The sequence below is a fragment of the Ligilactobacillus sp. WC1T17 genome (genome assembly GCA_900110005.1).
GTDB lineage: Bacteria > Bacillota > Bacilli > Lactobacillales > Lactobacillaceae > Ligilactobacillus > Ligilactobacillus ruminis_A.
In genome coordinates, this window is record FOCC01000005.1 from 31,369 (window position 1) to 45,173 (window position 13,805).

General features: G+C 40.8%; 10 protein-coding genes and 5 pseudogenes. All 15 read right to left on the reverse strand.

Going from position 1 to position 13,805, the window contains the following annotated elements; genetic code table 11:
- Nucleotides 1-4 precede the first annotated feature (4 nt).
- The 15 genes and pseudogenes from fliF to BMX26_RS04245 all read right to left on the reverse strand — a co-directional run bounded on the left by fliF (nucleotide 5) and on the right by BMX26_RS04245 (nucleotide 13,796).
- A complete protein-coding gene (fliF, locus tag BMX26_RS04180) occupies nucleotides 5-1,612 on the reverse strand; it encodes a flagellar basal-body MS-ring/collar protein FliF (protein ID WP_075530208.1) in 1,608 nt (535 codons plus the stop codon).
- A gap of 22 nt (nucleotides 1,613-1,634) precedes the next feature.
- The gene (gene fliE / locus BMX26_RS04185; protein ID WP_075530209.1) at nucleotides 1,635-1,958 is read right to left on the reverse strand and encodes a flagellar hook-basal body complex protein FliE; all 324 of its coding nucleotides are present in this window, start codon (nucleotides 1,956-1,958) and stop codon (nucleotides 1,635-1,637) included.
- An 18-nt stretch (nucleotides 1,959-1,976) separates the two neighbouring features.
- Complete coding sequence (flgC, locus tag BMX26_RS04190) at nucleotides 1,977-2,396, reverse strand: flagellar basal body rod protein FlgC (RefSeq protein WP_075530210.1); 420 nt, start codon at nucleotides 2,394-2,396, stop codon at nucleotides 1,977-1,979.
- Nucleotides 2,397-2,407: 11 nt separating this feature from the next.
- The gene (gene flgB, locus BMX26_RS04195) at nucleotides 2,408-2,773 is read right to left on the reverse strand and encodes a flagellar basal body rod protein FlgB (RefSeq protein WP_075530211.1); all 366 of its coding nucleotides are present in this window, start codon (nucleotides 2,771-2,773) and stop codon (nucleotides 2,408-2,410) included.
- A gap of 300 nt (nucleotides 2,774-3,073) precedes the next feature.
- Complete coding sequence (locus tag BMX26_RS04200; protein ID WP_075530212.1) at nucleotides 3,074-3,889, reverse strand: OmpA/MotB family protein; 816 nt, start codon at nucleotides 3,887-3,889, stop codon at nucleotides 3,074-3,076.
- A gap of 11 nt (nucleotides 3,890-3,900) precedes the next feature.
- Entirely contained in the window at nucleotides 3,901-4,671 is a 771-nt protein-coding gene (locus BMX26_RS04205; protein ID WP_075530213.1) for a MotA/TolQ/ExbB proton channel family protein, read from the reverse strand.
- A 172-nt stretch (nucleotides 4,672-4,843) separates the two neighbouring features.
- Nucleotides 4,844-5,145 (reverse strand): annotated as a pseudogene (locus tag BMX26_RS04210) (putative quinol monooxygenase).
- A 7-nt stretch (nucleotides 5,146-5,152) separates the two neighbouring features.
- A pseudogene (locus BMX26_RS04215) lies at nucleotides 5,153-5,738 on the reverse strand (LCP family protein); the annotation flags it as partial.
- A 146-nt stretch (nucleotides 5,739-5,884) separates the two neighbouring features.
- Nucleotides 5,885-6,097, reverse strand: a pseudogene (locus BMX26_RS04220) (IS30 family transposase); the annotation flags it as partial.
- A 3-nt stretch (nucleotides 6,098-6,100) separates the two neighbouring features.
- Nucleotides 6,101-6,181: pseudogene (locus BMX26_RS09885) on the reverse strand (helix-turn-helix domain-containing protein); the annotation flags it as partial.
- Between the two features lie 260 nt (nucleotides 6,182-6,441).
- Nucleotides 6,442-10,179 carry a GH32 C-terminal domain-containing protein gene (locus BMX26_RS04225; RefSeq protein ID WP_075530215.1) on the reverse strand — a complete coding sequence of 1,246 codons (3,738 nt, stop codon included), beginning with the start codon at nucleotides 10,177-10,179 and terminating at the stop codon, nucleotides 6,442-6,444.
- A 299-nt stretch (nucleotides 10,180-10,478) separates the two neighbouring features.
- Nucleotides 10,479-10,757 (reverse strand): annotated as a pseudogene (locus BMX26_RS04230) (DUF1349 domain-containing protein); the annotation flags it as partial.
- A 72-nt stretch (nucleotides 10,758-10,829) separates the two neighbouring features.
- Nucleotides 10,830-11,186 carry a hypothetical protein gene (locus BMX26_RS04235; RefSeq protein ID WP_075530216.1) on the reverse strand — a complete coding sequence of 119 codons (357 nt, stop codon included), beginning with the start codon at nucleotides 11,184-11,186 and terminating at the stop codon, nucleotides 10,830-10,832.
- A 50-nt stretch (nucleotides 11,187-11,236) separates the two neighbouring features.
- Nucleotides 11,237-11,707 (reverse strand): helix-turn-helix domain-containing protein, encoded by a 471-nt coding sequence (locus BMX26_RS04240; protein ID WP_075530217.1) that lies wholly within the window; start codon nucleotides 11,705-11,707, stop codon nucleotides 11,237-11,239.
- Between the two features lie 10 nt (nucleotides 11,708-11,717).
- Nucleotides 11,718-13,796, reverse strand: a complete 2,079-nt coding sequence (locus BMX26_RS04245; protein ID WP_075530218.1) for a methyl-accepting chemotaxis protein — start codon at nucleotides 13,794-13,796, stop codon at nucleotides 11,718-11,720.
- Nucleotides 13,797-13,805: the final 9 nt, after the last annotated feature.

The following is a 13,805-nucleotide window of genomic DNA, read 5'->3' on the forward strand; positions in this document are numbered from 1 at the left end:
CACCTCACTTTTTATTGTTATTTCCGTTAGCCATGCTTTCCTTGACCCAAGCGGTAATCAAATCAGCTGCCACGTCCGGATGGGATTCAGCATAAACTTTAGCTTTTTGTTCATTTGAATCAACCTGGCGCCGTTTTGCTTCATTTTCACGTTCACGCCGTTCAATTTCAGCTTGAGCTTCTGCTTGAGCTGCTTGAGCTTGGGCATCGTCTTCCTCATCTTCACCAGTAACATCAACGTCATAGTCATCATCATAGTACTCTTCTTCCTCTTCTTCAGCTCGACGACGGCGCCGAATTAAGATAAAGGCTAAAATACCTAAAGCAACTACAACCCCAGCAATGATACCGCCAATAAGCCACCAATTGGTTTGAGCCTTTTTAGCTTTCGTAGCAGCTTTCTTCTTAGCTGACTTTTGTCGAGCAAAGTTGACAGCCTGCACTTGTACCGTATCACCACGAGCTTGATCATAACCCAAAGCTCCTTGAACCAGTCGCCGAATACTGCGCCGGTCACCAGCAGATAAATCACCGTCAATTACCACAGAACTGGTCAAACGGTTGATTGACCCCGGTGCATTAATCACCTTGGTAATTTCGGTATTAAGTTCATTATTAACAGTTCGACTGTAAGTAGCGTTGCTGCCATCACTGCCGTTATAAACGTTATCGACGTTATCGTTGACTGCACCGGTTTGAGCCTGCGTTACGGTCGTATTATTGCCGCTAGCTTGAACATTTTCACTTCTAACTTGTGGATTGCTGTATTTAGTAGTCTTGCTTTGGATGGCATTGAAGTTTAAATCAGCATTGACTGAAACACGAATCTTATTAGTCCCAACAATCGGTTCAATCAACTTCAAAATCTTCTTTTCCATCTGTTTTTCGTATTGACGTTCGAGCTTCATATACTTGCTAGTAGCGGTTGTACTATCGCTTGAACTGTCGCTCTTATTCAAGACTTTGCCTGATTGATCAACCACTTTAACGTTGGTTTTGTTCAAGTTAGGTACTGCGCCAACTGTTAAAGCCACAATCCCTTGTACAGCATCATTTGAAATCGAACCATTTTTAAGGGTCAACACAATTGAGGCCTTAGCTTTTTTACTGTTTGAACTGTCAAAAACATTGTCGCTGGAAGCCATGGTCAAATTAACCTTAGCCTTGCTGACATCATCTAAAGCTTCAATCGACTTTTCCAATTCGCCAGTCAAAGCTCTTTGATACATAATTTTACGGTCTGAATCAGTTGTCATAACATTTGAAGAATCAAACAATTCAAACCCTTTCGAACTGCTTGGCAATTTATTATCTACCGCTAAATCAATCCGCAATTGGTCAACCTTGGTTTTATCAACCAGAATGGTTGTCCCGTTATCGGCTAATTTATAGCTAACATTATCTGATTCTAATTGTTGTGTGATAGTCCCAGCGTCGCCTTGGCTTAAATTAGAGAACAAAACACTGTATTGCACCCGTGTATTTAAGTAGTAGGCCACACCGCCTATCGTAATTAAACTGACTAGGCCTAGAATAATAGCAATTTTCACTAGACGGCTTAAAGAGCTCCATCTAGCTCTTAATGCTTCTAAAGCCTCTCTTACTCTATCCACTAATGTTACCCCCTGCTAACAACTAAAACTGCATATTCTTGATGTCACTATAAGCTTCAACGACTTTATTTCTAACTTGTACAGCCGTTTCCAATGACAATTGTGCTTCAGTCATCTTCACCATAACGCTGCCAAGGTCGTTTTCAGTACCTGAGACCATTCCGTTGGTAGCGCTATCCATGGTGTTCATATTGTTATTCAAAGTTGAAATAGCATTTTGCAAAATATCGCCAAAAGATGTCGCTGAAGTTTTAGATGCGCTTTGACTGTTAGTGTCAAGCCCCGTAATCTTAGCTAATTGATTTTGATAATTTTCTAAACCTGAAATTGAATTAATTGAACTCATATGCTTTCTCCTCTAAAACTAGTCTTTAGAAATTTCTAATGCCTTTTTCAAAATGGTCTTATTGGCTTCACTAGAAGAAACATTTGCCTGATAAGTCCGCATAGCCTGAATCATATCGACCATTTCATCAGCCATGTTAACATTTGGAAATTCAACATAGCCGTTTTCATTTGCGTCAGGATTATCAGGATCATACGTTAATTTAGTCGTATCATCTTGAGCAATATTGGTTACTTTAACACCAGCATGTGTTAAGTAATTAGCCCCTTCAGCTTGTTTCAGATTTTCGGAAAATTCAACGGTCTCTTTTTTATAAGGACCGCCTTCAGCAGTTCTGGTTGTATTAACATTAGAAATATTATTTGAAGCCACATCAAGCTTCAAACGTTCTAGTGAAAGCCCACTGGCATTAATTTGAAGTCCGTTAAAAATGCTCATTTAAATACCTCCTAATGTGTTACCACATAATTCATCATGCTATAACGCCCGTTGAGTTGTGATGTGAGCGCACTGTAATATAAGCTGTTTTGAGCTTGATTAACCATTTCAGTATCGATATCAACGTTGTTTCCATTCTTAGAAAAACCGGTACTTCTTGAAGTAACATAAGCTACATCACTTCCGCCTGGCTGCATGTGATTTTTGTGTGTTTCCGTTAAGCTCATACCATTCATAGCTTGCGATAATTGACTTTCGAAAACAACACGTTGGGCTTTATAATTTGGAGTATTAACATTGGCAATATTATTAGAAATGAGCTCTGAACGGGTTTGTGAAACGTTCAAAGCTGTTTTAAGTAAACCGTAAGTATCCATACTTTTTCCTCCCAAAATAAACTTAACTACTAACTGACTTTGATGTCTTTTTTAACTAACTTTAAGCCTTAAATTAAAAAATATACATTAGGGCTATATTACTAATTTAATTATGACATAGCGATTATAATTTCATAGGTCTATTAGTTGAAATATTATTTAATAAAAACTTATTTTAGGCTTAAATATATGTCTTTTTTTTGAATTTTTTATGTTCTTTTAAAAACGTTTGCACGCATCGTCTCCGCTGCGCTTTTTGCTGAAAATAAAAAAAGAAAGCCTCTAGGCTTTCTTTTAATTTTAACTGTTAGTTCTTTGAATAATAATTTCAACCCGCCGGTTTTGCGCTCTACCAGCAGCCGTTGAATTTGAAGCTTTGGGATTATTTTCTCCATAAGCTTGAATGGAAACTTTGCTTTGTGAAATCGCTCCCTGGGAGACAAAATACCGCATAACCGTTAAAGCACGTGCTGAACTCAATTCCCAGTTAGAAGGATACTTAGCAGTATTAGACGGTACATTATCGGTATATCCGGCAATCACAACCGGATTGCTGTTAACTTTTTTAATATCCGGCACTAATTTCGAAAGCATCGTCTTAACCGATGAAGTCAAGTCAGCTGAGCCTGAATTAAATAAGATATTTGACGACAAGGTGAGGTGAATCCCGTCACTTTCAACAGAAACCGATGCATTCGCCGAATTACCGCTCGCCTTAATATCACTCTGCAAATTTTGAGCAACCTGCTTTAATTGCTGTGTTTCTTTTTGCTCTCTCAAGCTTGATTCGGTTGCTTTTTCACTTGATTCAGCAGCTTCTTTGGAGGTTAAAGAAGAACTGGAAGAATTATCCGAGTCAGCACCACTGGTAGCACTCGCTGTTGATTTGCCCGTATCGATAACACTATTGGTTGCAGCGCCGCTGTTAACCGGATTTAAGGCCATTACCTGGTTAAATTCCGTCTTCAAAGCGTTAAATTTAGTCGAATCAACATTGGACATCGCAGCCACAACGATAAACAGCCCTAAAAGAAGCGTCAGCATATCTGAATATGGCAGCAACCAGCCTTCACCCACTCCCTCTTCTTGGTGTTGTTGTTTTTTCCTTCTAGCCACGCAAATCCCTCCTATTCTTCATCAGCCTCTTTACGCATTGCTGGTGGAATTTGTGCATAAAGCTTTTGTTCAATGATTTTAGCTGAATGACCGGCTTGAATATCCATCACGCCTTCAATAATCATATTTTTCAGCAAAACTTCTTCTTGGCTCTTGGTTTCCAAACGAGTTCCAAAAGGAATCATAACCAAGTAACCCAAGAAAATACCCATGATAGTGGCAACAAAGGCGGACGCAATCATTGGCCCTAATTTGTTGATATCAGACAGGTTGCCTAAAGCACCAATCAGCCCAATGGCAGCCCCCATAACCCCTAAAGTAGGTGAAGTGGCACCAGCACTTTTGAATAAACCAGACATCCGGCGGTGACGCCCTTCCATAGCTTCGACTTCAACTTCCAATAAATCACGGATTTGTTCAGCTTCAGCCCCGTCAACCACTAGTTCCAAGCCTTTTTTCATAAAAGGATCTTCCAACTCATTAACCGGTGCTTCCAAAGCTAACAAGCCTTCACGCCGAGCAATATTTGACAATTCAACCAGCTTTTCAATTGCTGAATTAAAATCAGGATGTTTATTTGAAAAAAGCACTCCAAAGGTCTTTGGCAAACGCTTGATATCTTCCATGGTGTATGATGCCATTGTAGCTGCAATGGTACCGCCAAAGATGATAACAGCAACTTCACCGTTAATCAGCATGGCAACACTGGCACCTTTCAACAGTAAGGCTGCAACAATACATATACCCCCAAGTACCAAACCAATTATCAGAAATATATCCATACTATTCTTCCCTCCATAACTAACTGAAATACTTTATTCTCTATATCGGTAAATTTTAACAAAAATTAAGCGTTTTGTGGCTTATTTACATAATATATCATACTTGAAATTTTTTAGAGCATTATTTGAACTTTTTGATAGGTAAAAAAAGCCGGGAAATTCCCAGCTTTTTTTATTTTCTGATAAATTGCTCGTCGCCAGCTGCTTCTTTTGCTGAAACATAGCGCTCAACCAGCTCAGCCAGCTGGCCCATCATCGGTGAAGCGTGGTGGACGTCCAGCGCCTCCTGGCTTTCTCCCAGCTGTCGATCAAGAGGATGGTTTCCGGGTCAGCGAGCGGCTGGAAGTACTCGTAGCGGAGGTTGCTGGCTTCTTCCCGGATGGCCTGGGCCACCCCGCTTGCTTTCATTTCTTCCGCGAACTTGCGGGCACTGCCGTTTTGCCCGTGGTAGTAAAGATTGACTGTTAAGCTCATCTTTTCTGTAGCCTTCATAAGTGAAGGATAAGGTTGGCGTAATGTCGACCCCGCCAACCTTGTTGATAATGGTCTTCAAGCCCCCCCATATTGATCAAGACATAGGCGTTGATTGGTATATTGAAGTACTTCTTTGAGACCTTGGCTAATTCTTTAGCATTCCCGTATGCATAAGCCGCATTTAGCTTTGATGGTGAATATTCTGGGTAATCCGGTAGGTTGACCTGCATGTCTCTTTCAAAACTGACCAGGGTTGTCTTCTTAGTCTTAGGATTTAAGACCGCAACCATAATGGAGTCAGTTCGGCCTTTGTAGGTTCTGCCCAAAGCCCCAGTATCAGTCCCCATCAAAAGGATAGCGATTGGTTTTGAATTATTCAAAACCGAGCTCTTGCTCCCATTTTCTGCATCGGATAAACCACCAGATCGATAAGCGGTATTTGCTGCATTCTTTAGGTTGTTGTATTCATAGGCAACGACACCACCTAGACCTACCACGATCACTGCAATTACTGTCCAAAAGATTTTCCAAAACTTGTTCTTTTTCTTGCGCTTACTAACTCTAGTATTCAAATCATTACTAACAATTTTCACCAATTTCCTATCTTTCTGAGTCAATACTTCAATTATAAAAAAGATCAAGCACAACGTCTCAGATTATCAAAAATTTTATTTTTTTAAAGAAACGCTGATTGAAAAAACAAATTGAACACTTACCAATAATATCTGGTAGATTTTGACTATCTGCGCCGATAAATATGGTCAAGCTCTACGTCAAAGCACTCTTCTGGAGTCTTGTAGTTTAAGATCTTTAGCGGAAGAGAGTTGCACCATACTTCGATCTTAGCAATGGCTTCCGCGCTGCATTTATCCATGCAATCTCCCTTAGGAATATAGCATCTGAAAGTCCCAGTGCAACCTTCTACGCTGCCTTTTTCACAGGATGTACTTGGCGAACAGTTAAGCTCTCTAGCAATGGAACGATTTGAGCAGCCAATAGAATGCATCATTTGAATTGTAATTCGATCATCCTTCGAAAGCTGCTTTCCATTTTAACCTCTCTAGAAATTGTATTATGATAATTCATATTCTACCAAAAGGTTGAAATGGATTTTTTGTGGTCTGGTTCAGTAAAAACGATTTTTACTCACTAAATCGGAACAGTGTTCAATTTGATTTTACAATCGACGATCCTTCTTAAACTGAAATACCGTCTGGAACTCCCCAGGCGGTATTTCGGCATAAATAACCCCTTGAACAGATTTTGCTCCAATTCAAGGAGTTAAAAATTTAAAGTCTATTTAGTTCTTACGGCCTTCGGCAGTGAGAAGGTGCCCTTCTTCTTGCCAACAACCGTTCTAACCTTAAGAAGGTACTTCTTATGGCGCTTAAGAGTAAGCTTGACGTTAGTCTTTCTTACCTTCTTGTAGTGCCACTTCTTGCTTGTACGGTAAGCCACTTGATATAACTTAACCTTCTTGACGGACTTCCACTTAAGAGATATCTTGTTCTTCTTAGAAGAAGCTTTGGTAATCTTTACCTTTGCAAGACGAGGGTCCTGGTAGGTAACCTTGACCTTTGCCGTCAAAGTTACATTACCAGCCTTGCCAGTAACCTTGTAAGTGCCGGACTTCTTAGCATTTACTGCCTTCGTATTCCAAACAACCGTCTTCTTGGCGTTGTTGATTAACAAAGTCTTTGGCAACAAAGATTTGATCTTCTTCAAAGATGCATTCTTCTTAGCCGCGAAGGTACCGATATTTATAGTTACCTTTCCTTGGACGACTTTAGTAGTTTCCTTGCCACTGTCCTTCGACGGAGTGGTTGGCGTCTTGTCAGTATCGTCTTTAATTTCAGAGCAGTAAACGTTGCTTAACTTAACTTCCCCATCATTGAAGCCGACGCCAGTGTAACCATGGTCATAGTAGTGAGCATCTGGCACGGTCAAGCTAAAGAGCTGCTTGCCGTTAAGTGAAAAGCTTAATTGATGATCCTTCTTGGTAAATTGAACATGGTCTTTACCAGTTACCGTAACCTTACCGGCAGCCAATACAGTACCATCTGCCAAGTCCTTAAAGGTGTAAGAGCCATCCTTTTGAATGGTGAAATCATAACCAGTTCCATCCAGGCTACGCTTGCTGGTGTTCATCAACAAGGAGAATTCATCGCTGTCCCAGTTAACGTCTGCATCATAAGTAAAGTTGTTCTTCTTTTGGTATTCGTTAAAGAGCAAACCTTCATCGTCACTGTCACCAACGTAGTCTGAGCCATCAATGCCCCACTTTCCGCTAACGGCATCAAATACATCAAGGTTAGTCTTGAAGTTGTTTTCCTTAACCGTTACTGGAATGTCTTGCGTCAAGCCGCTATCAGTCGTGACCGTGATCGTCGCGGTCCCCTTCTTCAAAGCTTTGACGTTGGCACTAGTGCCGTCTTGACTTAAAGAAATGACATCTTGACCATTCTTGACCTTATATGAAACGTTCTTCTCACTCCCGGTGAGGTTTGCGTTGAGCTTGTAAGTTTGACCAACATAGCCATTAATTTCATCTTGGTTCAAAGAAAGTTTGTTCCAGATAGTCTTCATTGGGTAAATCGTAATGTCACCCTTTGCGTCGCCATCTGAGTAAATCTTCAAGCCGTTGCTCGATTCCTTAGGGAAGATTTGCAAAGCACCTTCAACGGTATCATCGCCATTGAACAATTCAACTGAGGCCCGGTCAACATAAAGTTTCAAATCTACTGAACCATCAGCATTCTTCTTTAAAGCGTGTTTTACTTGACCCATCCCATCATTGACGATAATGCCACTTTCGCTGCGGTCCATGGTTACTTCTTCTTTGTCAACATCGTAAGTAATCAAAGTCTTTTCTTGATCGCCAACTCTTACGGCAAAGGTAACCTTCTTGGCGTGGTTAGGCACAATATGGGCATCCAATTCATAAGAATCAGACTTGAACTTCTTGAAAGCCTTGTTGTCTGCAGTTAATAAAATATTCTTGTAAGTAGAAGCGTGGTCAACGTCTCTCAAGCTGTCATAGTCCTTAACCGGAGTCTGGGTCAGGTAATACTTCCCGTCGTCTTTCTTGATCCCCATGTTCAAAATGAGGTTGAAGGTCCCATTAAAGACCGTATTCCCATTCTTATCTGGAATGGCGTTGTTGAAGCCACCTTCCCAAGTATTCATCCAGTTGATAGCACTGACGTCATCCAAGACGTTCTTGTTGTAATGGTCGCTTGTCCCAAAGCCGCCATGATAGAAGGTCATCGCTGCGTAAGAGTCATAGCCAAAGTTCATCGTACCATCGTTGGCGTCATCGCCCATGCCATCGCTGACGTTAGATGACTTATATTGGTCCAATGGAATGAATTGATAGTGACCGTCAACCTTCTTGAAGTCACCGATCTTGTACTTTCGGCCACCACGTGAGAGAACCCACTTGACTTCGTTTGTGTCTTTGCCGGCAGCATCCTTGACATAAACAGGGAACAAGTCTGGGCATTCAGTGTTCAGGTCCTTGTAAGTCGACTCAACCTTCCAGTTAACCAGGTCATCTGATGAATAGATTCTTAATGGACCACCAGCAACAACCATAAACCACTTGTTGTCAAAACGAAAGACCTTTGGATCTCTAAAGGCACTGTTTTGCAATGGGTCATCGCGCCAGTCAATCAAGACTTTGCCTTTGTCGTACTTGTAGATCTTTTGGCCATCGTATGAGTAAGCACCGATAATCTTCTGGTCATCGTTGCCGTTGGCACCGTTAGCTGTAATCAAGTAAACAAGCCCCTTTTCACCTTCTTTGAAGATGTCTGGAGCAGTCTTGTGGTCAGCCACTACCGCACAGCCAGAGAACATCGTCCCATATTCATCAGGATAAACATCTACAGCATGTTGAGTCCAGTGGATCCGGTCCTTGCTTGTAGCGTGAATCCAGTGCATTGGGCCCCACTTGGTAGCATCATAGTATTGGTGGTAAAGATGCCATTCACCGTTGAAGTAAACCATCCCGTTCGGGTCATTAGCCCAGCCATCCTTAACTGAGTAGTGGTACTGATCACGCCACGGCTCATTGTAATAGCTGCTCTCTTTCTCTGAACGGTGAATTCTTAACCGATAAATAACATTTGCATTACCTTTAGTGCACTTTAAAGTAATGACTTGCTTCTTTTCAAGTACAGGCACCTTGTTCAAATCAACTTGCTGGTTATTTTCACCAAATGCTTCAACCTTAGTGCCGTTATCAGTCTTAGGATTGATTTTAATCGTCTTGGTATCATTAGATACGTAAGCAATGTAAACATACTGGTCCTTGTAAAACTGAATTGGCATGTTTACTTTGCCTTCATTAGAGCTGATAGACAAGTCCTTTAATTGCGGAGAGTTGTCATCAGTGATTGGAGAAAACTTTACATTCTTATAATTTACGTCAGATTCCCAAGTCAAAATTCCAAAATTGCCGTCTGTCAGCGCGTCATTTTGGCCATAATGACCATTGCTCATCGTATAGTCAGCAGTATTTATCATCAATTGACCATTGACGTAATAAAGAATATGTTTGCCAATAGCAACTATCTTCAAGTGATAGTTGTTATCCTTGGTCAAATCAACTTTCTTGATGGGGCCAAGATCTACAGGGTCACCAAATTTGAAGACACGACATTCGCCATTTTGTCCATTCAGGTTAGCGACATACATATACTTGTGATCTTTGTCGGCTCTGAAGACAAGTGATGCGGCACCTTTGCGTTCGTTGAAATGAACATCAGCCTCATAAACAAAGTCTTTCCCCTGCGTATCACTGTAGAGAAAGTTATCGCCATTACCGTGACCTCTTAAGCCATCCTTCGTGTATTCATAAGAACCGTTAAGAGTGGTAAATTTCAAATTTGTATTAAAGTCGCCCTTTGATTCTTCAGATTTGCTCGTAGTATAATCGGCAAATACTGGTTTCGTGCCCGAGTACATCATTAATGTGCTTGAACACATCATCAACGGAACAACCAATGAAACAGCAAGATTTCTCTTCTTCACTTTCTTACCTCCTTGATTAACTTTCGCAGTTGAGTTTATCACTCGTAAAAGCGCTTGCAAAGATACTATTTGTCACCATTTCTTCGATTAACCGCTTACATATGTCACGCTATTTAGTCTCCGATATGACATTACTCATATTTTGCTATAACGTTTTTGGAACGTATTATAATTGAAAATTACTGATAGCAGATGTTAATCATACTTCCAAAGTACTACGAATTTGATAAGCCCATCCCTTGTTAGTAAAGCGTTTTCTCCACATAACTTGAATCAGAGACGCCGCTGCTGAGTAACTTTTTTATTGACCCCTTAAGCCAGTTTTCGCTGTCGAGGTACAGCACCACCCCGCATTGGTCAAAGCGGTGGTGACTGGCAAAGTTAGTTTTAACGATGAAAGAAAAGAACTTCTCATCACTGGACACTTGCAGAACCGGGGCATTGTCATTGCGGAAATGGTAGTAAGTCCGCTGCCACAAGTCCGTGTGCGGCTTGGTCACGATCCCAATCTTATCAGCCGAAATAGTATAGCTGGCTGGCTCTCTGGTCCAAGTCAGCTGTTCTATCGGAAACTTCATTTTTCCTACCCCTTAACGCATCAAATTCTTATTCTGTTGCTTATTATAGCCTATATTCTAAAAAATCTCCCCCTAGTAATCTAGAGGGAGGTTTTGCTTGTCTATTAGCGGATAGACATTTTGAAAGAGATGCATGTTCGAATAAGCTTCTGGCTTGGTCAACAAGTGAATTCCATTAGCTTCAAGCTCCTCGTAAAGCCGCTGATATTCCTCCGGTTTCAGCATCCAGCCCCGGTAAATAACAGGATTTGAAATGTTGCCGTGATCGGTCAGCTTTAGTTTGTCTCCGGCCAGCCAATTGTCGTAGTTAAACAAGACCGTGTTAAAAAGCTCTGTTTTTTCAGCAGCTTGAAATTCTTCGCTCATATCATCGTCTATGACATGGTAATTCATGTAACTGCCAGGAAATAAAATCGTCATCTTTTTCATCGTCGTTACTACTTAATTAGAGTCATAATTTAATGTCTTTCTCTACCAGATTATGGAACACGAACCACAACTGCCAGCTTCTCATTTATCTTTTTCTGGTATATTTCATTGTTCTTGACAATTTCGATACTGGAATTAATGATCGTTTTCTTGTATGAATCAGGATCAGGGATCATATCTTGCTGTTGTTCGAAGGTCTGAATCTGTGACCACATTTTTAAAATCTGAGGATCAGCATTTTTCAGAAATATTGCAGTTTTTTGATTCGAGCTCCCAATGTAGTCGATCATATCTTTTTCCCCAAGCGCGACGATACTATTGATCAAGTTTTCGCCATATGAATCAGAATTGGTTAAAAGAAGTTGCGGATTTGTTCCATAACATAAATAGTCAATTGAAACATCCAATGCTTTTACGATATTGGCAATAGTATCTAATCCAGACTTCTTCTTACCTGTTTCATAATTGCTAAGGGCAGTGCTACTGATCCCTATCAATTCTGCACATTTAATTTGTGACAACTTCTTTTTATTATTTAAAACTTTGTGATTGTTCAGCTAAAGCTTTAGCTGTCTTGCTTAAATCATTGACAGCTACCGCAAATTCAGCCATTGAAGCTGATACTTCTTCAGCATTAGCGGAAACTTCCTGCGTCCCAGCCGCATTTTCTTCAATTGAAGCTGAAATATTTTCCAAGCTGGCACTAACCTTGACTTTAATTTCATTAAGCTGGTCATTGCCTTGCTTAATCCGCTTTGAAGTATCAATCAATTGCTTAGTATGTTCATAAACACCCTTGGTTGAATCAATTGCTTGATCAATTAATTCTGTTTGCCGCTTGCCAACTTCATTAGCAGTTTGAACTTCATCGGATAAACTGTCTGATTTGGCCTTAATTTCATTAATAATTCCCGCAATTTCAACCGTAGCATCATGGCTTCGAACCGCTAACTTGCGGATTTCTTGTGCCACAACCGCAAAACCTTTCCCTGCATCGCCGGCACTAGCTGCCTCAATAGAAGCATTCAAAGCCAAAAGATTTGTTTGCCGTGCTACTTCGCTGATAACACCGATAACCTTGGTGATATTTTGCACACTGTCACTCAGATTTTGCATTTCTGAAACTAAGCGAACTGTCTGTTCTTGTGATGTATCCCAGTTAGCACTAACTTCAGTCATCATTTCCATGTTCTGCTGGTTTAAAGTAGCCGCTTTTTGCGAAACGGTATCTAATACCATAACATCATCAGCTAATTTTTCCACAACCGTTGATAAAGTCTTCATTTGCCGGTCGCTTTCAACCGTTTCGCGTGCTTGATTTTCTGTTACCGTTGCTACATCAGTAATCGTTTGGGAAACTTCATCAACAGCACTGGCGGTTTGTTCAGCTGTTTGCCGCAAAAATTCAGCATTCTTAGCCGTATCAATTGAGTTTTGCTTAACTCTTTGAGCCAAAGCAGCAATTGAATCCATCATTGAATTGTATTCAAACGCCATTAAATTAAGTTCGCTTTTGTCTGTTCGAGCTTCCACTGCCATTTTAGCAAAACGTCCAATCGGATTATTAGGCAAATGATCAGGACTAATCCGTTCCAAATAGCCTGCTTGTCCCCTGCCAAAAGCCCTGGTGAAGACACCAAGCATTGCCCTGATGGTCCGGTTAACGAATACGGAGACGCCGATAATTACCAAAAGCATAATCAAAGCCACAATACCTGAGCCTTCGCCTAAGCGCTTCAATTCTTCGCGCAAGTCATCCTTAGGAACATAGGCAAATGACCAAGCCTGGCTGTTAGCTCCGCCTCGGTTATAGTGGATGCTGGTAATTGTGCCGGAGTTTTTTAAAGTAAGCGTACCACTTGATTTTTTAGCTTTTTTAATGGCTTTAAAGATTTCACGGTTAGAAATATCCTGTCCTTTTTTGAAAGCTTCACTGCTTGACCCTGTCTTAGTCCCCATGATTTTACCCTGCTTTGAAACCATGGCTACTGTACCCTTTTTACCCACATTCAAAGGTCCAATTGTCGCTTCAACCTTGTCATATTCAACTCTTAAAGCCAAAACCCCGCTTTGCCCGCTGCTATTTGAAACGGCGCCCGCCACGATGGAATAATACTGGCCGCTTGCAGCATCATATTTAGGTTTCGTCCAGTAAAAGCTGGAAGTATTATTTAAAGCTCCTTGATACCAATCCTGCGTTTTAGGATTAATCTTTTGCGTTAAACTGTTTAACGTATAAAGTTTGCCGCTTTGCGTAGCAAAATAAGCATTCGAGTAAATACTATTGCCTGAAAAAGCTGTCTTTAAAGTATCTTCGATGGTATCTTTATTGAAACTTCCTTGGGTAAAGCCCGTCAAACTCGTCCCGGCATTCAATTTGGCTTCAGCTTCCGACGAAATATCCGAAAGTGTCTTTTCCATAACTTCCGTTGCCGTCTCTTTAGAAAGTTCATTTCTTTCATTCAAGATGCTTTGTGTCAACCGATACGAGACCCAAAACATCGCCAAAATAGAAATGACTGCACTAGCGATTGTCAGCCAGCTGACAAACCGCCCTAGCGACTTATGTTTCGGCTTTTTCTCCTTTGCTTTTTTTAAATAAATCCTCATGTATATTCC

Excerpts from the sequence above, each read along its gene's own strand:
- fliE (WP_075530209.1), bottom strand. The coding sequence starts at position 1,958 with ATGAGTTCAATTAATTCAATTTCAGGTTTAGAAAATTATCAAAATCAA.
- flgC (WP_075530210.1), bottom strand. The coding sequence starts at position 2,396 with ATGAGCATTTTTAACGGACTTCAAATTAATGCCAGTGGGCTTTCACTA.
- flgB (WP_075530211.1), bottom strand. The coding sequence starts at position 2,773 with ATGGATACTTACGGTTTACTTAAAACAGCTTTGAACGTTTCACAAACC.
- BMX26_RS04205 (WP_075530213.1), bottom strand. The coding sequence starts at position 4,671 with ATGGATATATTTCTGATAATTGGTTTGGTACTTGGGGGTATATGTATT.
- BMX26_RS04235 (WP_075530216.1), bottom strand. The coding sequence starts at position 11,186 with ATGAAAAAGATGACGATTTTATTTCCTGGCAGTTACATGAATTACCAT.
- BMX26_RS04245 (WP_075530218.1), bottom strand. The coding sequence starts at position 13,796 with ATGAGGATTTATTTAAAAAAAGCAAAGGAGAAAAAGCCGAAACATAAG.